The 19,367-nt window shown below is 58.5% G+C and carries 15 protein-coding genes; 4 read left to right on the top strand and 11 right to left on the bottom strand.

Features of this window, described 5'->3' with window-relative positions; all coding sequences use genetic code 11:
* Window position 1: 1 nt before the first annotated feature.
* On the bottom strand, window positions 2–1,345 hold the full coding sequence (locus GKO01_RS00180; RefSeq protein WP_099285020.1) for an Nramp family divalent metal transporter: 1,344 nt from the start codon (window positions 1,343–1,345) through the stop codon (window positions 2–4).
* A gap of 160 nt (window positions 1,346–1,505) precedes the next feature.
* Here GKO01_RS00180 and mntR point away from each other — a divergent pair, with 160 nt between their 5' ends.
* Complete coding sequence (gene mntR, locus GKO01_RS00175; RefSeq protein WP_099285018.1) at window positions 1,506–1,997, top strand: manganese-binding transcriptional regulator MntR; 492 nt, start codon at window positions 1,506–1,508, stop codon at window positions 1,995–1,997.
* 23 nt (window positions 1,998–2,020) lie between these two features.
* On the opposite strand, the gene GKO01_RS00170 is transcribed toward mntR, so the two are convergent.
* The 6 genes from GKO01_RS00170 to metH all read right to left on the bottom strand — a co-directional run bounded on the left by GKO01_RS00170 (window position 2,021) and on the right by metH (window position 11,054).
* Complete coding sequence (locus GKO01_RS00170) at window positions 2,021–2,839, bottom strand: DeoR/GlpR family DNA-binding transcription regulator (RefSeq protein WP_099285016.1); 819 nt, start codon at window positions 2,837–2,839, stop codon at window positions 2,021–2,023.
* A 121-nt stretch (window positions 2,840–2,960) separates the two neighbouring features.
* The gene (mqo, locus tag GKO01_RS00165) at window positions 2,961–4,460 is read right to left on the bottom strand and encodes a malate dehydrogenase (quinone) (protein WP_099285013.1); all 1,500 of its coding nucleotides are present in this window, start codon (window positions 4,458–4,460) and stop codon (window positions 2,961–2,963) included.
* 56 nt (window positions 4,461–4,516) lie between these two features.
* Window positions 4,517–5,935 carry an FAD-binding oxidoreductase gene (locus tag GKO01_RS00160; protein ID WP_099285527.1) on the bottom strand — a complete coding sequence of 473 codons (1,419 nt, stop codon included), beginning with the start codon at window positions 5,933–5,935 and terminating at the stop codon, window positions 4,517–4,519.
* Window positions 5,936–6,091: 156 nt separating this feature from the next.
* The gene (locus GKO01_RS00155) at window positions 6,092–6,529 is read right to left on the bottom strand and encodes a hypothetical protein (RefSeq protein ID WP_099285010.1); all 438 of its coding nucleotides are present in this window, start codon (window positions 6,527–6,529) and stop codon (window positions 6,092–6,094) included.
* A 100-nt stretch (window positions 6,530–6,629) separates the two neighbouring features.
* Window positions 6,630–7,508: a formyltetrahydrofolate deformylase gene (purU, locus tag GKO01_RS00150; protein WP_099285009.1), complete on the bottom strand. Its 879-nt coding sequence runs from the start codon at window positions 7,506–7,508 to the stop codon at window positions 6,630–6,632.
* 39 nt (window positions 7,509–7,547) lie between these two features.
* Window positions 7,548–11,054 carry a methionine synthase gene (gene metH / locus GKO01_RS00145; protein ID WP_099285007.1) on the bottom strand — a complete coding sequence of 1,169 codons (3,507 nt, stop codon included), beginning with the start codon at window positions 11,052–11,054 and terminating at the stop codon, window positions 7,548–7,550.
* A 178-nt stretch (window positions 11,055–11,232) separates the two neighbouring features.
* Between metH and GKO01_RS00140 the strand changes: the two genes are divergently transcribed.
* Both GKO01_RS00140 and GKO01_RS00135 read left to right on the top strand, forming a co-directional pair.
* On the top strand, window positions 11,233–11,595 hold the full coding sequence (locus tag GKO01_RS00140) for a hypothetical protein (protein WP_099285004.1): 363 nt from the start codon (window positions 11,233–11,235) through the stop codon (window positions 11,593–11,595).
* A gap of 79 nt (window positions 11,596–11,674) precedes the next feature.
* The gene (locus GKO01_RS00135; RefSeq protein WP_099285002.1) at window positions 11,675–12,316 is read left to right on the top strand and encodes a TetR family transcriptional regulator; all 642 of its coding nucleotides are present in this window, start codon (window positions 11,675–11,677) and stop codon (window positions 12,314–12,316) included.
* Window positions 12,317–12,323: 7 nt separating this feature from the next.
* Here the strand turns inward: GKO01_RS00135 and GKO01_RS00130 are convergent, their stop codons facing one another.
* Window positions 12,324–14,531 (bottom strand): TonB-dependent receptor, encoded by a 2,208-nt coding sequence (locus GKO01_RS00130; RefSeq protein ID WP_099284999.1) that lies wholly within the window; start codon window positions 14,529–14,531, stop codon window positions 12,324–12,326.
* Between the two features lie 302 nt (window positions 14,532–14,833).
* Here GKO01_RS00130 and GKO01_RS00125 point away from each other — a divergent pair, with 302 nt between their 5' ends.
* The gene (locus tag GKO01_RS00125; protein ID WP_244901261.1) at window positions 14,834–15,907 is read left to right on the top strand and encodes a glycosyltransferase family 4 protein; all 1,074 of its coding nucleotides are present in this window, start codon (window positions 14,834–14,836) and stop codon (window positions 15,905–15,907) included.
* A 66-nt stretch (window positions 15,908–15,973) separates the two neighbouring features.
* Here the strand turns inward: GKO01_RS00125 and GKO01_RS00120 are convergent, their stop codons facing one another.
* From GKO01_RS00120 to GKO01_RS00110, 3 genes are read right to left on the bottom strand one after another with little or no spacing between them, the layout of a single operon-like run.
* Window positions 15,974–17,821: an FUSC family protein gene (locus GKO01_RS00120; protein WP_167383400.1), complete on the bottom strand. Its 1,848-nt coding sequence runs from the start codon at window positions 17,819–17,821 to the stop codon at window positions 15,974–15,976.
* Window positions 17,802–18,851: a multidrug transporter subunit MdtN gene (mdtN, locus tag GKO01_RS00115; protein ID WP_099284994.1), complete on the bottom strand. Its 1,050-nt coding sequence runs from the start codon at window positions 18,849–18,851 to the stop codon at window positions 17,802–17,804. Before mdtN ends, GKO01_RS00120 begins: the two co-directional genes overlap by 20 nt.
* Window positions 18,852–18,853: 2 nt before the next feature.
* Complete coding sequence (locus tag GKO01_RS00110; RefSeq protein WP_235993225.1) at window positions 18,854–19,036, bottom strand: hypothetical protein; 183 nt, start codon at window positions 19,034–19,036, stop codon at window positions 18,854–18,856.
* Window positions 19,037–19,367 lie beyond the last annotated feature (331 nt).

The raw sequence follows: 19,367 nt of genomic DNA, 5'->3' as shown, positions 1-19,367 counted from the left end.
CTCAGCCCGCCAGAGTGTCGTAAAGCAGCTTGAAATTCAGCAGCAGGATCAGCCCCGCCACGCCCCATGACAGGATACGGATGGGCATGGAAATCACGAACTCGCCCATCTTGCGCCGGTCCGAGACGAACATGACGAGCGGAATGACGGCAAAAGGCAGTTGCAGCGACAGGATGACCTGACTGGCCATCAGCAAATCACTTACGCCCCGATTGCCATAGATCAACGTGACGATCGCCACGGGAATAATCGCCAGCCCGCGTGTCAGCAGCCGCCGCGCCCAGTGCGGGATGCGAAGGTGCAGGAAGCCTTCCATGATGATCTGTCCGGCCAGCGTGCCGGTGATCGTGGAGTTCGTGCCCGCTGCCAGAAGTGCCAGCGCAAACAGCGTGGAGGCGATGCCCAGCCCGAGGATCGGGGAGAGTAGCCTGTAGGCATCCTGAATTTCCGCCACATCCTGATGGCCGGAGTTGTGGAACGCCGCTGCCGCCACGATCAGGATGGCCGCATTGATGAACAGCGCCAGCGTCAGGGCGATCGTGCTGTCCCACGTCGTCCAACGGATGGCGTCACGCCGTCCGGCCGGGGTGCGTTCATAGGCGCGGGTCTGAACGATCGAGGAATGCAGATACAGATTATGCGGCATGACCGTGGCGCCAATGATGCCGATGGCGATGTAGAGCATCCCCGGCGTCGTCACGATTTTCGGGTCGGGTAGAAGTCCAGCCAGAACGCTGTGGACGGGCGGGGCTGCCGCGACGAGCTGGATCCCGAAGCACAGGGCGATGATCCCCAACAGCGCGATCACGAACGCCTCCAGATATCGGAAGCCCCGGTTCATCAGCATCAGCACGATCAACGCGTCCAGAATGGACAGCAGGGCCCCGCCGAGGAGGGGCAGGCCGAACAGGAGCTGGAGCGCCACGGCCGTGCCGATGACTTCCGCCAAATCGCAGGCAATGATGGCCAGTTCACAGGCCAGCCACAGAACGATGTTCACGCGCGGGGAAAAATGGTTCCGGCAGGCCTGAGCGAGATCCTGTCCCGTCGCAATCCCGAGGCGGGCGGAGAGTGCCTGAAGCAGGATTGCCATGAGGTTCGACAGCATGATGACGCAGAGCAGCGTATAGCCATATCGCGCGCCGCCCTGAAGGTCGGTGGCCCAGTTTCCGGGGTCCATATAGCCGACCGAGACCATGAATCCCGGCCCGACAAACGCCATGAAGCGACTGAACCACGACGCTTCCGCACCCGGAACACGGATGCTGGAGAACACATCGGGCAGGCTCGGGCGGAGGGCCGGAGAGGGTGTGCGGGGGGCGTTGGCGTCTGGCATCGGGGACATATTCAATCCCATCCGTGATTTATATTCAATATGCTATATTGATGAGCCTCATGAAAAACACGGAATATCTGAAAATCGTGATTGCCCGGACTGGCAAAGCGATCGGGAATGTTTTATTCCGCCGTGAATAATGTTTTCTGGATAGAGGCACAGGACGGGAATGGAACGGAAAAAACGGCTGAAGGACACCGCGCCCAAGGAGACGCTGCCTGATGTCGAAACCCATTCCGAGGGCTTCCGCGCCAATCGTGAGGCGCGGCGCAATGTGCTGGTGGAAGACTATGTCGAACTGATTTCGGACCTGCTGTCGGAAGGGCAGGAAGCGCGACAGGTCGATATCGCCGGGCGTCTGGGCGTGTCACAGCCGACCGTGGCAAAAATGCTCGCCCGTCTCGCAACGGAAGGTTACGTCACGCAGAAACCCTACAGAGGGGTATTTCTGACGCCCGCGGGACAGGAAATGGCGGACAAGGCACGGCACCGGCACCGGATCGTGGAAGCATTTCTGTTGGCGCTCGGCGTCAGCGAGGAAAATGCCCGCGTCGATTCCGAAGGGGTGGAGCATTACGTCGGGAGCGAGACTCTAACGCTGTTTGAAAAGGCGATCCGGGGCAATCTGCAACAGTTCATGCAAAACTTACCGGACGCCTGATAGTCCGGGTCCGAAATCTGCGCTCAGGTGCAGATTTCGAGATTGACGTCTTCCTGCGCCAGAGCCTTCGCGATGGACGGCTTGAGATGGGAATCTGTCAGGACGTGGTCGAATTCCGACAGGGACGCCAGACGGTGCAGGCCGCCTTTGCGGAACTTCGTGCTGTCCACCAGCAGAACACACTGGTCCGCCATATCCATCATGATCCGCTTGACCTTGACCACATCCTGATCGTTCTGGAACGCGGTGGCGTTATGGATAATGGAGGTCGAGAGAAACATCATGTTCGCCCGCAGGGACTGCGCGGCCTGTTCGCAGACCAGCCCGAAAAACGCATTGCGCGGCGGATTATAGTCGCCGCCAAGGCAGATCAGTTTCAGGTTGGGGTAGGGCGAGAGTGCCTGAATGACACCCACGGCGTTGGTAATGATCGTCAGGGGCGCAAGAGCAGGCAGCAGCGGCAGCATGGCCGCGACGGTGGTGGAGTCATCAAGGACCAGAACCTGCTCGGGCTGGATCAGCGAGACGGCCCGCTGGATAATCGCGTCCTTGAGATCTGTCGCCCGTGAGCGTCGGAAATTGACCGTTTTCTGGGTCGTGACTTTGTTGCGCAGGACGATGCTGCCATGCAGCTTGTCGATCAGACCCTGCTGCACGAGGGCATGGGAGTCACGGTGAATCGTCATGCGACTCACCCCGAAACGCTCTGCCAGACCTTCGATGGTGGCGCTTCCGGTTTCGAGAAGGACGTCGAGGATCTGTTTCTGCCGGGCCGAATTATCCCGCCTTTTCGAACTCTGCGGCGAGGCGGTGGTGATCACGGAGCCCGAACCATCAGTCATGTGTCAAATCGATTCCTGAGCGTGAAAGCAAACAGACAAGTGTAAAATCACACATACGATATCAGAGCCGAATGGACGTGTAACGTCCGTTGAGCGAAATCCGGCCCTAAAAAGGTGACTATTACGCTTTTGCCGTGATCTTCAGAACACGGGCAGTTTCTTCCCGAAGTGTTGCGCAGGCTTGGGCGTCTTTGGTCAGATCGATCCCGTAGGCTGGAAACACCTGACGCAGACGGGGCAGCCAGTCGGTTTCTGTCAGCCGTTCGGGAAAGACGTGTTGGACGACCTGAAGCGCCACGGAAGCGGCAACGGACGCTCCGGGCGATGCGCCGAGGATGGCCATGAGGGAGCGGTCGGCGCTTTTCACAAGCTCGGTCCCAAAGCGCAGTGTTCCGTGCAGCCCCTTGTCCGGACGGATAATCTGCACGCGCTGTCCGGCAACGCCTTTCGTCCAGTCTTCTGGTCTGGCTGTCGGGTAGAAATCCTGAAGGGCTTTGAAGCGGTCCTCGTTCGTCTGAAGAACCTGACGCACGAGATAGTCCAGTAGTCCGAGGTTGTCTTTCCCGGCTGTCAGGGCGGGAATGATATTTTGGGGCGTCAGAGAGCGGAAATAATCCGTCCATGAACCGCTTTTGAGGAATTTCGTGGAAAATCCCGCATAAGGTCCGAACAGCAGGCAGGATTTGCCGTGGATGACGCGCGTATCGAGATGCGGGACCGACATGGGGGGGGAGCCGACAGGGGCCTTGCCGTAGACCTTGGCGTGGTGTTGCCCCGTAATGGACGGGTCCATGCAGCGCAGCCACAGGCCGCTGACGGGGAAACCGGCGTAATGTGCTGCTTCGGGAATGCCGGAGGCCTGAAGCAGAGGCAGCGCATTGCCCCCCGCGCCGATAAAAACAAACCGCGTCAGAACCGTGGTCGTGTGGCCGCTTTCGGTATCGGTGGCCGTCACGCGCCAGCGTCCGTCCGTGGTGCGTGTCAGGCCGGTGACGCGATGATTGTAGTGGATGGCAATGTTGCGGTCTGACTTGAGAGAATCCGTCAGCGCGTGGGTCAGGGCGCCGAAATTGACGTCCGTGCCCTCTTTGATACGCGTGGCCGCAACGGGTTGGGACGTATCGCGTCCTGCCATTGCAAGGGGGGCCCATTGCGCGATAAGCGCCGGATCGGACGTGTATTCCATATCCGCAAAGCAGTGATGGGCGACCATCGCCTCGTAACGGGCCTTGAGAAAGGCGACGTTCTCCGCTCCCCAAACCAGACTGATATGGGGGCAGGGCTGCACGAAAGCTGCCGGATCGGCAATGCGACCTTCGCGGACCCAGTGCGTCCAGAGCTGCCTTGAGAGGTCGAATTCCGTGTTGATCGCCAGCGCCTTGGAGATGTCGATGCTGCCATCCGCGCGCTGGGGCGTGTAATTCAGTTCGCAGTTCCCGGCATGTCCGGTCCCGGCATTGTTCCAGGCATAGGAACTTTCCTGTCCGCAATCCGGCAACGTTTCGAACATCATCATCGACAGCGACGGATCGAGTTCGCGCAGCAGGGCCGCAAGTGTGGAACTCATGATCCCCGCACCGATCAGAACGACGTCGGGGCAGAGGCTGGAAACTGACGGCATGAGGCTGAAATCCGGCAAGGGCTGGAAAGAAAAGAGAGCGAAAGATCCCTGAAAGTTCAGCCCGTGTAAACCGGGCCTGTAGGCAGGAGCTTGCCGGGATTGAGGATATGATGCGGGTCCATCGTATTTTTCAGCGCCCGCATCACGCTCAGACTTCCAGCCCCATGCTCGGTTTCCAGAAACTCCAGCTTGCCCATGCCGACACCATGTTCGCCGCTGCACGAACCATTCAGCGACAGGGCGCGGGCAACGATTTTCCGGTCCAGATCGAGGGCGCGGTCATGCCCTTCGGGTGTGTCGTCCGTAATGATGAGCGTATGGAAATTGCCGTCCCCAACATGGCCCAGCAGCGGCGCGCGTAGGCCGGACGCTTCGATGTCACGATGCACGCCTTCGATCAACTCGCCCAGACGCGAAATCGGAACGATACAGTCCGTGGAAATGACCCGCGCGCCCGGAACAATGGCCTTTGCCGCCCAGTAGGCGTCATGCCGCGCCTTCCACAGACGGGTCCGGTCTTCCGCACTCTCGGCCCAGGCAAAACCCAGCCCGTTATTGCCCGACGCAATGGCTTCCGTTGTCTCGACCTGTTCGCGCACGGCCGCAGGTGAGCCGGTGAATTCGAAGAACAGCGTGGTCAGCGGCTGATATTCCGTAAGGCCGGAATACTGGATGGAGGCCGCCATCTGCATGCTGTCCATCAGTTCCACGCGGGTGATGGGAATACCGCACTGGATGATTTCCATGGCGGTCCGGATTGCGTCATGCAGGCTCTCAAACTGGCAGATGGCCGCGGATACGGTCTCGGCGCGTCCATGCAGACGAAGCTGGGCTTCCGTGATGATCCCCAGCGTGCCTTCCGAGCCAACGAACAGGGATGTCAGGTCATAGCCGGTGGAGGATTTACGGACGCGGCCGCCCGTGCGGATGATTTCGCCGGTCGCGAGCACAACGGTCAGACCGAGCACGTTTTCCTTCATTGTGCCATAACGCACGGCCGCTGTGCCTGAGGCCCGGGTGGCGCACATGCCGCCGATCGTCGCTTCTCCACCCGGATCGACCGGAAAGAAAAGGCCGGTGTCACGGATTTCCACATTCAGCGTCTGGCGCGTGATCCCAGCCTGAACCCGGCAGTCCAGATCTTCGGCGTTCAGTTCCACGATGTCGGTCATGCGCGACAGGTCGAGGCTGATGGCCTGCTCGGGCGGTACGACATGCCCTTCGACCGAGGTGCCCGCTCCGAATGCCACAACTGGAACCCGCCATTCATGACAATGGCGCAGAACGGTTGCGATATCCTGCGTGCTTTCCGCGAAGACCACCGCCTCGGGCAGCCGGGAAGCATTCATGGCCTCGCCGTGGCTGTGTTCTTCGCGGACGGAGAGTGCCGTGCTGATCTGCTCTCCCATGACGGGCTGAAGGGCCTTGAGAACGGCCTGTAAGCGGTCCTGAGCAGAAGTGGAAGAGACGGTCATGACTGGGTCCGGCATGAAGAAAAGGACGCTCTTCATAGGGCGGATTGTTGGGTTGGGAAATATCTTCAGGCCGATATGGGGATATAGAATGAAATAATCTGTCTAAAAATGGATCTGCATTGCAAGATCAGGTTCTGTTGGGGCAGAGCAACGGGCTTATTCGAAGAAAATATTGCTCGCCCGGCTGACGAAAATATAGGTCCGCTCGTCCCCCTTGGTGTTGACGATGATCCCCTGTTCGAGATCCGCACCGACTTTCATGGCCGATCCGATCACCAGAATTTTTTTGTTCAGCACCATGTTCCGGAAATCACCGCCAAACCGGATGTCGGCATTATAGGCGACCGAAGATGTGATCTGCACGGCGACATTGGCGCGGTCCAGATAGGTATCTTCCGAGTTGAGGAAGACCATCTTGTTGAAAACGTTCACGCTTTTAACGGTCATGACGAACGTGCCGGGAACCACAGTGCGGTTTGATGTTTCCCTCAGTGTATCCGCTGGTGTCAGTCTTTTTTCGAGAACCCAGTCTCCTGAACAGGCCGTCTGGCCGATGAGGAGGGTAAGTGAAAAAAGAGCGTTACGGACGGTCATCTGACGAGTGCTACCGACTGTGAAATACTGGATCGACCCTAGGAGAGAATATTCCGGGTGTCGTGCGAAATTTATATGTCCCGTCGAAGAAAAGCCTCGTTCAGGTCGCAAAGACGACTGTGCGGCTACCGTTGATGATGGTTCGGCGTTCAATGTGATACCGGACGGCACGTGCCAGAACGCGACGTTCGATATCGCGTCCTTTGCGGATCAGGTCTTCGGGTGTGTCGGCGTGGGAGATGCGCTCCACATCCTGCTCGATGATCGGCCCCTCATCCAGGTCCAGCGTGACATAATGGGCCGTCGCGCCGATCAGCTTCACGCCGCGGGCAAAGGCCTGATGGTAGGGGCGCGCGCCCTTGAAGCCGGGGAGGAAGGAGTGGTGAATATTGATACAGCGACCGGACAGGCTGGCGGCCATCTCGTTGGACAGAACCTGCATATAACGCGCGAGAATGACCAGCTCGGCACCGCTCGATGCCAGCAGGTCCAGCACATGAGCTTCCTGCGCGGGCTTCGTTTCTTTCGTGACGGGCACATGATGGAACGGAATGCCGTAGAAATCCAGATCCGCGAACACGTCGCGCGGATGGTTCGACACGATGCCAACCGGCTCGATTGGAAGTTCCCCGATGCGCCAGCGATAGAGCAGATCGACCAGACAGTGATCGAAGCGTGAGACCATCAGCAGAACCTTCGGCCTCACGCTGCGGTCATGCAGGGCCCACTCCATGCTGAAATTGTTTCCCAGAACGGCCAGCGCCTCGCGCAGCTGTTGGGCGCTGGTCCGGTCTTGTGCGACTTCAAAGACGATCCGCATGAAGAAGACCGTGCTGTCCCGGTCATCGAACTGCTGTGCTTCTGTGATGTTGGCATCCAGTTCCGCCAGCTTCCCGCTGATGGCGGCCACGATACCCGGGCGGTTGGGGCAGGAAAGTGTCAGGACATAGGTCGTCTGCGAAACTGGAGGGGCCGTCATGGAAGATCTTTTCTCGTCTTTTTTAAAAATCTGCCGTCCTTAGACGGTGAAATATTTTGCACGCGGATTCAGCATTACGAGTGCGGATGTCGACTGCTCGGGGTGAAGCTGATAGCCGTCTGAAAGCGACACGCCGATGCGTTCGGCATCCAGCATTTTCAGGATCAGTTCCTGATCCTCAAGCCGCGGACAGGCGGGATAACCGAAGGAATAGCGCGAGCCGCGATAGGACTGTGAGAGCAGCTTTTCCATGTCGCGGTTGTCCTCGCCTGCGAAGCCCAGTTCGGCGCGGATGCGCTTGTGGGTGTATTCCGCCATGGCTTCCGCCATCTCGACCGACAGGCCATGCAGATACAGATAGTCCTGATAGCGGTTGTCCTCGAACCACACCCGCGCGAGATCGGATGCCTTCTGCCCGACGGTGACGACCTGAAGCCCAACCACGTCACGGACATCGTCGCTGATATCGCGCACGAAATCGGCGATGCACTCGCCGTCGTCCTTGGGCTGGCGGGGCATGGTGAAGCGTGCGGCTTCCGTTTTACCGTCTTCTTCGAACAGCACGAGATCGTTCCCGTCTCCCGCTGCTTTCCAGTAGCCATAGATTGCCTGTGGACGGATGATGTCCTGCTCCGCACTCAGCGCCAGCATCCGCTTGAGAACGGGGCGGAGCTCGATCTTGGCATATTCCATGAATTCGTCGAGCGAGCGGCCCTGTTTCCGGAAGCCCCACTGAAACTGGTACAGCGACCGCTCATTGAGAAACGGCAGAACTGCGTTCGGCGTCGCTTCCAGAACGCGCGCGCCCCAGAAGGGCGGTGTAATAACGGGCTCGGAGCCTGAAATGCGCTCACGCCTAGCCTTTGCGGCCTCGCGATCCACCTCACCAAAGCCCCGCGTTTCCGCGATTTCCGGTGCGCGTTCCGTTTTTCGGCTCGCTTGGCTGGCGCGGCGTGTCTGAATGGCGCCCAGATAGGAGTCGAGGTCGTTATTGGCGATCTTGTCCATCAGGCCCAGACCGTCGAACGCATCGCGCGCATAGGCCACACGCCCCGGTTCACCAGCGCCATAAGAGCGGGCGCATTCTTCCTCGACGTAATTGCGCGTCAGGGCCGCGCCGCCAAGAATGACCGGAAGGTCAAAGCCCTGACGGTGCATTTCCACAAGGTTTTCGCGCATGATAACCGTGGACTTCACCAGAAGCCCGGACATGCCCAGTGCATCGGCGTTATGTTCCTTCACGGCCGCAATCATGTCCGCGAGCGGCACCTTGATGCCCAGATTAATGACCCGGTAGCCGTTATTGGTCAGGATGATGTCCACGAGGTTCTTGCCGATATCGTGGACGTCACCTTTGACGGTCGCGAGCACCATCGTGCCGCGATGCTGGCCTTCCGTGCGCTCCATATGCGGCTCAAGCCAGGCGACGGCGGTCTTCATCGTCTCGGCGGACTGCAGCACGAACGGAAGCTGCATCTTGCCCGAACCGAACAGCTCGCCCACAACCTTCATACCGTCCAGCAGAACATTGTTGATGATATCGAGCGGCGGCATTTCCGTCATTGCGGCTGCCAGATCGTCCTCGATGCCCTTGCGGTCACCGTCCACGATCCGGTCTTTCAGACGTTCTGCTGGCGTTTCCGCACGACGCTTCTTGACGGCATCAGCGGCTTTTCGGCCCGCAAACAGTTCCAGAAGTTTCTGAAGCGGATCGTAGTCTTCGGTGCGACGGTCGAAGATCAGGTCTTCTGCGACCTTGACCTCTTCAGGCGCGATCAGATGCAACGGACGGATCTTGGAGACATGCACGATCGCGCCCGTCATGCCCGCCTTGACCGCATGGTCGAGGAACACCGAATTCAGCACAGCACGCGCGGCCGGATTCAAGCCGAAGGAAATATTCGACAGGCCGAGAATGATCTGGATGTCGGGGAACTTGTCGCGGATCAGCTTGATGCCCTCAAGCGTCCACTGCCCGAGCTTGCGGTCATCTTCCACGCCCGTCGCGATGGTGAAGGTCAGCGGGTCGATCATCAGGTCAGACTGCGGCAGCCCGTACTGGGTGCAGGCGAAATCAACCAGTCGCTCGGCAATGCGCAGCTTGTCCTGCGGCTCCTTCGCCATGCCAACTTCGTCGATCGTGAGCGCAATCATCGCCGCGCCGAACTTGCGGGCCAGCTTCATGCGGGCATGCGCCTGTTCTTCACCATCCTCAAAATTGATCGAGTTGATGATCGGCTTGCCGCCATGCAGCTTGAGCGCGGCTTCAATGACGGGGGTCTCAGTCGAGTCAATCACCAGTGGCGCATTCACGGACGACGTGAAACGCGTGACGACCTCGTTCATTTCGCGGACTTCATCACGTCCCACGAACGCTGTGCAGATATCGAGCGCGTTGGAACCCTCAGCGGCCTGTTCGCGCCCGATGGCGACGCAGCCATCCCAGTCATTGGCTTCCTGAAGCTCGCGCCATTTCTTGGAGCCATTGGCGTTGCAGCGTTCGCCAATGGAGAAATAGCTGTTCTCCTGACGCAGCGGCGTTTGCGTATAGAGGCTGGAGACCGACGGCATCCAGATCGTACTGCGCTTGACCGGGGCAGGACGCAGTTTCGTGCCACCAAGACGACGCAGCATCTCGTCCAGCGCCTGAATATGCGGGGTGGATGTGCCACAGCAGCCGCCGATCAGGTTCAGCCCGTCTTCCTGAACGAAGCGCTCCATCCAGACGGCCATTTCCTCGGGGCTGAGCGGGTAGACGGTCTTGCCATCCACAAGCTCGGGCAGGCCTGCGTTGGGCTGCATGGAAATGAGGCCGGGCCAGTTTTCTGACAGCCAGCGGACATGCTCGCCCATTTCCTGCGGGCCGGTGGCGCAGTTCAGACCGAGCGAGGGCACGTCCAGCGCCTGAACGGTCGTGGCGGCGGCAGCGATATCTGGGCCGACCAGCAGCGTGCCGGTGGTCTCGACCGTGACCTGCACGAAGATTGGCGCATCCGAACCCAGTTCGATCCGGGCAATCTTGGCAGCATTTACGGCCGCTTTGATCTGAAGCGTGTCCTGACACGTCTCGATCAGGAACCCGTCCACGCCGCCATCGATCAGGCCACGGCACTGTTCGACCAGACCGGCTTCCAGATCGTCATAAGCAATGTTGCCCAGCGTCGGCAGCTTTGTGCCCGGACCGATGGAGCCCATGACGTAGCGGTGCCGTCCGTCGGAGAACGTTTCAGCCGCCTCACGGGCCAGAGTGGCCGCCGTGCGGTTGATTTCCCGTGTGCGGTCCTGCAGCCCGAACTCCGCCAGCGTAACGATAGAGCCGCCGAACGTGTTCGTCTCCACCATATCCGCCCCGGCCTCGAAATAGCCGCGATGGATTTCACGCACGAGTTCCGGACGCGAGAGGTTCAGGATTTCCGTGCAGTTTTCTTGTCCCCAGTAATCGCGCTCGACTTCGAGGTCCAGCATCTGCACCCGGGACCCCATACCGCCATCACAGAGCAGGACCTGATCGGCGAGGGCGTCAAGCAGATGGGGGCGTGAGGACATGGGCAGAAGGCTCTGTAACTGGAAAGGACGGGAGACGGGTTCGGGAACCCGCGATCGGGACAGGGCCTCCATATACGGTCAGAGGCCCGAACGGTGTAGCAAAACGCCTGCATAGCGGCAAAGAGTTGGGGATACGAAAATGCTGTCTGAATGTGCCGCGCCTGCTAGAGAGGATGCAATGATATCGTCACGCACGTCCCTGATCCCTTTGAGCTTTCTGTCCGGAGAGTCTTCGTGGCCGGAAGAGCGTAGACGTCATGCGCTGCTCATCGGCAACGCACGGCCTGACGAGGTGTGGGGCGACGTCGCCGCCATTCCAGCACCGTCGCCGTTCAGGAACCGTCACATCACGGGATGTCTGTGTTGCAGCCGAGATCCGGTGGTCATGGTTCTGGCACAGGTTTTTCAGGAGCGCGTGACGGGCAGGCGTCCGTTTTTTCACGAGGTGGCGGTTCTGGTTGTGTCGCAGGAGATGTCGGCGCTCCGGCAGCAGCTTGAAAATGACGTACTGGTCCGAGCGCGTTACCGGCTCGTGTTCTGAAGCCGGTGGTTTCTGCCTGCTGGAACGCTTCAGCAGATCGGGTCTATGCTGGTTGCGGACTTCGGGATAACTGGACGGCATGACGACAGACGCACAACAGGATGGCGAACAGGACGGACCGCTGCGGCAACGCAAGAAGGACCGCACCCATGCCGCGCTGGTGCGCGAGGCCATGCGCCTGTTTTCGACGTATGGTTATGAAGAAACATCCGTCGATGAAATCGCAGAAGCCGCGCAGATTTCGCGTCGGACGCTCTTTCGTTATTTTCCGGGCAAGGCCGATATCATTCTCGCCTGGACCAACGGCGTCACAACGATCCTGACCGATGCCATTCGCGCCGTGCCGCTGGACGTTCCGCTACAAGACGCTGTGCTGGCGGGGCTGGTGCCGGTCGTCGCCTGTTATTCGTCCGACCGGATGGATGCCTATGCGGTCGTCAGGCTGGTGGAACAGACGCCCGCGCTGCGTGACATGGCTTTGCGCCGGTATTCCGAATGGGAAGAGACGCTTGCTTCCACCCTGATCGCCCGCTTGCCCGCCACCGAAATGCCGTCCCTCGTGGCCCGTTTGTTGGCCCGGACGGCGATTGCGACGTTCCGGACGGCTCTGGACGAATGGGTCAAGACCGAAGGCCGGTCGGATCTTGAAACCATCCTGCGCCGGACCTTCACGCTTCAGCCCCTGCTGTGGCAGAACGATTTCCCGATGAGTTCAGGCTGAACCTCGCTCAGAGGTCCAGCTCGATGCTGAAATGGTACGTCCGCGGCAGACCGGCCACGGCAGAGTTGGTGGCGTTGCTGACGCCATTGATGCTGGATGGATAGACGGAGGCCCAGTAGCTCTGGTTCGTCACGTTGTTCACACCAAAGCGGAACACCAGCGGCTGGCCATAGGCATGGGTCGCATACCGTGCGCCCAGATCCAGTGTGACGTAAGACGGCGCAAAGGTCGTGTTGTAAACATTGGCAGCACGACGGCCCATATAATGAACATTCGCGTTGACGGCCGCGCCTTTGAGAAACGGCAGGCGATAATCCAGCAGTGCATTCGCCATCAGTGGCGGGACGCCCACAACCTGCTTGTTGGCCGTCAGCGACGATCCTGTGCCAAGCATCTGGGCATCCAGCCATGTCATGCCACCGAGAAATGTCAGGTTATCGGTGATATTGCCCGATGCCTGAAACTCGACGCCATAGTTCCGCTGCGTGCCGTAATTCGCATAAACATGCGTCACAGGGTCCGTGAACCCGAAAGGACGTGACATGCGGAAGCCCGCAATATTGACCTGCATGCGCTTGGCGATCAGGATCTTATAGCCGACTTCATATTCTTCGGACCGCAGTGGGGCCGTGACGTCATTCACGTTGACCGATCCTACCGGGGCGGTGGTTCCCGCCTGAAGTGAACGCCCCCATGTGAAATACAGCGTCTGGCTGTCCGTCGGCTTGTACATCAGGCTCGTCATCGGGCTGAAAGCGGCCGCGCGATCGTAGCTGGATGTTTTGGAACCGCTCTTGGCGTAGTTGTTGGTGCTCAGCCAACTCCAGGCGAGGGACCCCATAATCGACCAGTGTTTGCCCAGCGAAATTGTGTCGCCTGCCAGCAGCGACTGGTTCATCGTATCAGCGGATTTATAGCGGCCGGAATAATAGGGCTGCACACTTGAGAAGCTCTTGGGGTGGCCGATCGTGGCTTCCCCAAGAGTGATGGTTCCGGTGGAGGAGGTGGGGTTGTAGTTCCCCATCATATAACCGTTCGTGCCGAGTTCGATCTGGTGCCGCAGTGGACCGGTGCGGAATTTGCCGTTCAGGTAAGCCATGTTGCTCCCTGCAACGAAATCATTGGCCGTGAGGGCCGCGGAAATCGTCTGGCGGTACAGGCCCGAGGAATTCAGCAGCTGGTTGGACGTGCTGAAGACATTGCGCGCCGCATTCTGCCACAGACCGCCCAGCTTGAGGCTCCAGTTGTCGTTGAAATTATGGATGATCTTGGCCAGAGCCGTATCGGTTTCCATGTTGTAGCCCGCCTGAGGCTGACCATAACCCTTCTGGCTCAGGTCCGGTGCCTGGGGGAGCTGGATTGCGGTGCTGTAGGCGAAACCGCCCGGATAGCCGCGCTCGGCATAGGTGTACTGGCTGGCATCGATCTGGATGACGGTTTTGTCCGAGAGGTGAATGTCGAAATCGCCGCTGACGAGATCACGCCGCAGATGCGAGCCCTCCACATAGCCTTCGCCGTTCTGGTTCAGCAGGTTCAACCGGTAGCCGAACCATTTGTTTTTCCCCACGCGCCCCGAAACATCCGCGCTCTCCAGAGGAGAACCGATGGAATCCGTCCCCACGACAAAGCGTTCGGTCATACGGTCCGTCGGGCGCTTGAGCGTGAAGTCGAACGTGCCCGCCGGGTTCTGCGGTCCGTAAAGCGCGCCTGCCAGACCGTTCAGCACCTGAAGGCTATCGAACTGTTCGGCGGCATAGGGCGTGGTGATGACCATGTTCAGCCCGTCCATGCGGGTGTTGGCAATCACATCGCCTTCAAAACCACGAGACTGCGGCCGGCTGGTGTTCGGATCGCCGCGCATTTCAAGCTGTGCGGACGGCACATACGCCACGAGATCGTTAATATTGCGGCTCTGCTGGTTCACCAGAACATCATGCGGAACAACCATGATGGACATCGGCGTATCGAGCACAGAGCGCGTGCCGAGCGGCCCCAAAGCCACGTCTTTGTTCAGATAATCCGCAGCGGTTCCAGAGCCGTTGCGACTGCGAACCGTGATGGTCTCTGCTTTGGGTGTTTGTAGTCTGGCATGAGATGACGGTGCGGGGACGGCTGTTTGGGTCTTGGAAGCGGGTTGTGTCTCCGCTGCGAAAGCGGGCATACTGCTCAGGACAGATCCGGAAAGAAGGCAAAGCAGCAGGCGTGCGGATTTCATGAGCGGTCCTGATCAGTCGGTATGGGTGGGCTGAAGTCTCCTGTCCACATTATGGCACTGAGTGTCAAAATGATTCGTTTGTTTTAGCGCTGATATGCAGCGCGTTTTCCCATGACTGTTCCCCGAAAGACACAGATACGAACGCTCTGTTCGAGCATAAAGATGAGTGGAGCTGCCGATCTGAATCGTAAAAATAAAGTCAAAGCATTTCATTCCGTTTTAGTTCATTCATCGTTGATTCATGGGTGAGATTTAAGTATTTATTAACTATTATTTCTGGGTGTTGTGTGATGAAAGTTTTTGTGCAGCTTGCACACGGTTTTGGCAGTAAAACCTGGCGGGAACGCTGGAAGGCGGGCCAAATATTGGGATTGAATGAGGAGCAGGCTTATGGCTACTCCCGAGCTGCCTCAGACGACATAAAAATCGTTTATTCGGAAGACCAGCACGAAAATCCGTTCCAGAAAGCACTACGTTACGGTGCGCGTCTCGTGCTTGGTTTCGACTTCATCCATGCATGGCGGAACCGTAAGCAAATGCTTGCGTCCGATGTGGTGTGGACACATACAGAATCGCAGACTCTGGCAGTTCTCCTGCTTTTCCGAATTCTGAAGCCTGCACGCAGGCCGAAAATTCTCGGGCAGGTCGTCTGGTTGGTGGATCGGTGGCGTAAGCAGCCTTTCTGGAGACGGTGGTTTTTTCGGTCGCTTATAAAGAATCTGGATCTGCTGACCGTCCTCTCGGTTTGCAACCGGGATGACGGTCGGCGCATGTTTCCGGGTCTGCGCGTTGAGCGGGTGCATTTCGGGATCCGGGCAGATGATATGAAGCCCGCTCGCAGAACCTGCCAAGGGGAAAAACTCAAGGTCCTTTCGCTTGGTAACGACGAGCACAGAGACTGGAAGACCTTCTGCGCTGCGGCAAGTGTATTGTCTGATGTGGAATTCAGCATCGCAAGCAGTTCGCCTGCTGCATTTGAAGCAGCAAAGAATGTCCCTAATGTCACACTTGTGCGGGCAAAAAATAATGCTGAGCTGATCGGTCTTTATTCTGACGCTGATATCGTTGTAGTTCCCCTTCAGGCCAATCGACATGCTTCTGGTATTACTGTCGTTGAAGAAGCCATTATCCTTGGGGTTCCGGTCATTTCTTCAGACTGTGGTGGTCTGACAGATTATTTTGGGTCAGATTCTGTACTCTATGTGCCAGAACGAAACCCGGCGGCGCTTGCGGAGGCGATTTCTGCGGTGCGTACCGATCCGTCTGGCGCTTTGCAAAGAACCGAAGCTGCTCAGGAGCGGGTGAAAAATGCCATTAATTCCGTGGCATATGCCCAAAAGCATGTGGAGCTTTCAAAAGAGCTTCTGGACGCCTAGTTTTCGCTCTCTGAGAGGGATTTTCTCGCAAGTGGAGAGAAAATCCCTCAGAAACGTCAAGGTTCATTACCCTGCAAGTCGTTCCAGGCGTGCGGTGTGATTGGTCAGATCTGCTCTCTCGGGTGTGACGAGCAGGTCTTCCGAGAGGCAGCCAGCATCATCAAGCGCCTGTTTTGTCTCCCTCAGACGGGGAAGATCAACGCGGGTGTTGATGGGTTCTGCCATGACATATTCCAGAGTGCGCTCGCTTTCCGAAAGGGCGGACTGGGTGCTGGCAATCGCTTCTGCGCGGGCTTGCGGCGTCAAGGCCTGAGACTGGAGTTTCAGAGCTTCCGCCAGTTTGCGCAGACCTTCTCCAATTCTGTCTCGGGCGGTCGCGGGCCAGAAGCTCGTGAACATGGCATAAGTGATGAAATTGCCCAGCATGATTCCGATGATACGGTCCCGCGCGGTTTCCATGTCGCTGGTGGGGCCGAAGCCTTTCAGATCCGATAGATAAAAGGCCAGACCGATCTGAAATCCCGCGTAGGCAATACGCTCGTCGCCGGTTTTGACCCATGCCGCAAGCAGGGACACCACGAAAATCAGAACCAGAAAACCGGTGATTCCATCTAGATGGGGCATGACGAAAATGATGGAGCCAATGCCAATCGTGCCCCCTACAAGCGCCCCGGAGATACGCAGGGTCAGTTTGGAAACCATTTCCCCCATGGTTGGCAGCGCGACGATGAAGCAGGTGATGATGCAGGTGTGGATGCCCGGCCAGTCCAGCACCATAAAGGCCAGATAGCTGAGCATAACCCCTGCTGTGCCCTTGACCGCAAAACGGACATGTTCGGGATTGTTGAACGCGTCGTCCGCGAAGAAGCCGGATTTTTTCTCCGGGGGGGCAGCTTTCGTGCTTTCCGCAGGAGGCGTGGTAAACTCGGGCAGCATGTCTGCCATGGCGCAGGCTGCTGGAGATGCGGCGCTGACAGTGGGGCGCTCGATGTCGGCGGGATAGTCCCCGGCTGCGAAAATGGCGGCCATTTTTTCAAGGGTTGCTATCAGACAGGCCGCGTCTTCTGCCGATAGTCCATTTCGGTTTGCCTCATCGGCGAGCGCGAGGACAGCTACGCTGCTGCTTGCAGACTGTTTGAGGCAGGCCAGATCCTTGGCCGCCCAGATTTTTTCCAGCCCGGCCATTTTCGCAGACTTCATCATGTCTGTCGTGCCGATGCGCAGCATGTCCGTCGCTTGTTCGCGGGTACGGTCATCAGCGCCGCGTAGCAGGCGACACGCCATAAGAAGACGGGCTGCAATATCGTCGGTCAGAACCCTGCGCGGAGACGGGCAGATCAGCATACCGAGCACGATCATGACCGCTCCGGGCACAGCCAGAAACAGATCCGTATAAAGAATAGCTCTTGTAATGACTTCCCCGACCGGAACCTGATCAATCACGACCAGTCCAAACACGATAATCAGGCCGAACATATAGGCCACGGGTTTGAGTTTACTGGCCGAACCCAAAAAGAAAAACCCGAATGACAGGAGGGCGATCACGATCACCAGTTCCATCGCGTGATCCAGCGTGATCTTGATCAGGCCATAGATCAGCAGGAGCAGGAACACCACCACGATGTTCACCAGAACCCCGACGAGAGCATTGGTAACGCGGTCTTTTTGCCAAAGTGCCATTGTCACGAGTGCCGGAACGCCCAGATCGGGAACTTGCCAGATTTCCCCGACCAGAACGGTGGTTGTGCAACCCGCCGCCATGCGCAGCGCATAGCCCATACGTCCTGGCGCAGGGTCCCATATCAGGTGCCAGATCCGCGCCAGCCCAAGGGTGCGAAGGGGCGATGCGGACTGGATCACGTCCCGATCCGAAGCGTCCGGGGAAGGGGAGGTGTCAGGGACAGGCAGCGCCATGCCGGACCTCGACCGTCGCGGTGGCGCCGAGCCGTAGCAGCAGCGGGTTCGTCTTCTCCAACTGGATGCGGACCGGGAAACGCTGTGCCACATGTACCCAGTCCATCTGTCGCGGCACGAGGGGGAGCGAACGGGCAATTCCGGAAGAATCAACCGAGAGAACGCCCCAGCCGATACTTTCGACATGGCCACGGATCGGTGTGTTCCGATCGATCATGGAATGAACCGTCACGCAGTCTCCAACCCCGACGGCTTCAAGATCGCCCTCCCGGATATTGGCCATGGCATACCATTCATTGTCCGCGATCAGCGTAAACAAAGACTGCGAGGGCGCCAGAACTTCGCCGACCTTGACGCGCAGGCTGGTAACATATCCGTCCGCAGGAGCAATGACCGTGGTCTGTCGCAGTTCATATCGGACGCGGTCATACGCTGCCTGACTGGCATCACGCGCTGCGATCGAACTTTTCAGGTCGCCAATTGCAGTGGTCGCCGCCGTGGACTGAATGCGGGACTGGGCCAGCGAGATTTCGGCGTCGTGCAAGGCGACGCGGGCCTGATCGTATTGCTGCCAGGGGATATAGGATTTTCCGGCCAGAGGCTGAAGCCGCTCCACCGTCCGCGCTGCCAGATCCCGGTTGGTCTGGGCGCGTGAAACCTGATCGCCGGCCGTCGCGGCGTTGGAGGTTTTGACGCTGAGCAGACGTGTCTGGTTCTCCACTTCCGCATTGGCCAGATCTAGATTGGCCTTTGCCTGTCGAAGCGTCAGTTCATAAGGCTCAGGGTCAATCTGGTACAGCACGTCGCCTTTGTGCACACGCTGGTTGACCGACACGTTCAGTGTTTTGATGCGCCCTCCCACAACCGAAGCGATATGCACCACTTCCGCATCAATGATGCCACTATCGGAGGAGGGATGAGCACTGTCCTCATGGGCGACATGTATGCCGAAAGCGGTGGCCGCTCCCACGCACAGAACCGCGATGATGATGCCGACTGGTTTTTTGCTGGAAACAGGGATGCGCTGCACGATCAGGGTCCGAATACCAGCGTCCACACAGTGAGTGCGGCGATGACGCCGAGGGCGACATAGGTGAAAAGGCGGAAGCTGAGCAGCGCATCAAGCCCTGTCAGCAGAAAGAGGACGCGCAGGCCCACAGCCGTCGCCACGCCGATCAGGGCGCAGGCCATCCAGCCCGGGAAATAGGCTCCCATGATCGGAAAGGCCGGAGCGCCGCGAAGAGTGCATCCGCCCATCAGGAGAAAAGCGGGGCCGGAAATGCAGGATCGGAGGCGGGCAGGTCGCATTGGAGGCAGGAAACTTTCGCGCGGCCATCAGGAGGGCTGAAGCCTATCACAATTATTTGCGAAAGACACAGTCCTGTCGACCCGATAAGGAAGTCGAGAATGGAAAACTGCTGCTTCTGTGAAAAGTTGCACGAGTAAGAAACGAATTCGGATTTAGAACGGGAAATGATGCTCTGCTTGAAGGGCGTCGGGCCATCCGATAAGCAGGCTTGGACATCATCACTTTCTCCAGCTTTCG

This window comes from Gluconobacter kondonii (genome assembly GCF_002723995.1).
GTDB lineage: Bacteria > Pseudomonadota > Alphaproteobacteria > Acetobacterales > Acetobacteraceae > Gluconobacter > Gluconobacter kondonii.
This window is presented reverse-complemented; position numbering and strand designations above follow the sequence as displayed.

What these genes read in the sequence shown, in the direction of transcription:
- GKO01_RS00180 (WP_099285020.1), bottom strand. Translation starts at nt 1,345, where the DNA reads ATGTCCCCGATGCCAGACGCCAACGCCCCCCGCACACCCTCTCCGGCC.
- mntR (WP_099285018.1), top strand. Translation starts at nt 1,506, where the DNA reads ATGGAACGGAAAAAACGGCTGAAGGACACCGCGCCCAAGGAGACGCTG.
- GKO01_RS00170 (WP_099285016.1), bottom strand. Translation starts at nt 2,839, where the DNA reads ATGACTGATGGTTCGGGCTCCGTGATCACCACCGCCTCGCCGCAGAGT.
- mqo (WP_099285013.1), bottom strand. Translation starts at nt 4,460, where the DNA reads ATGCCGTCAGTTTCCAGCCTCTGCCCCGACGTCGTTCTGATCGGTGCG.
- GKO01_RS00160 (WP_099285527.1), bottom strand. Translation starts at nt 5,935, where the DNA reads ATGACCGTCTCTTCCACTTCTGCTCAGGACCGCTTACAGGCCGTTCTC.
- GKO01_RS00155 (WP_099285010.1), bottom strand. Translation starts at nt 6,529, where the DNA reads ATGACCGTCCGTAACGCTCTTTTTTCACTTACCCTCCTCATCGGCCAG.
- purU (WP_099285009.1), bottom strand. Translation starts at nt 7,508, where the DNA reads ATGACGGCCCCTCCAGTTTCGCAGACGACCTATGTCCTGACACTTTCC.
- metH (WP_099285007.1), bottom strand. Translation starts at nt 11,054, where the DNA reads ATGTCCTCACGCCCCCATCTGCTTGACGCCCTCGCCGATCAGGTCCTG.
- GKO01_RS00140 (WP_099285004.1), top strand. Translation starts at nt 11,233, where the DNA reads ATGATATCGTCACGCACGTCCCTGATCCCTTTGAGCTTTCTGTCCGGA.
- GKO01_RS00135 (WP_099285002.1), top strand. Translation starts at nt 11,675, where the DNA reads ATGACGACAGACGCACAACAGGATGGCGAACAGGACGGACCGCTGCGG.
- GKO01_RS00130 (WP_099284999.1), bottom strand. Translation starts at nt 14,531, where the DNA reads ATGAAATCCGCACGCCTGCTGCTTTGCCTTCTTTCCGGATCTGTCCTG.
- GKO01_RS00120 (WP_167383400.1), bottom strand. Translation starts at nt 17,821, where the DNA reads ATGGCGCTGCCTGTCCCTGACACCTCCCCTTCCCCGGACGCTTCGGAT.
- GKO01_RS00110 (WP_235993225.1), bottom strand. Translation starts at nt 19,036, where the DNA reads ATGGGAGCCTATTTCCCGGGCTGGATGGCCTGCGCCCTGATCGGCGTG.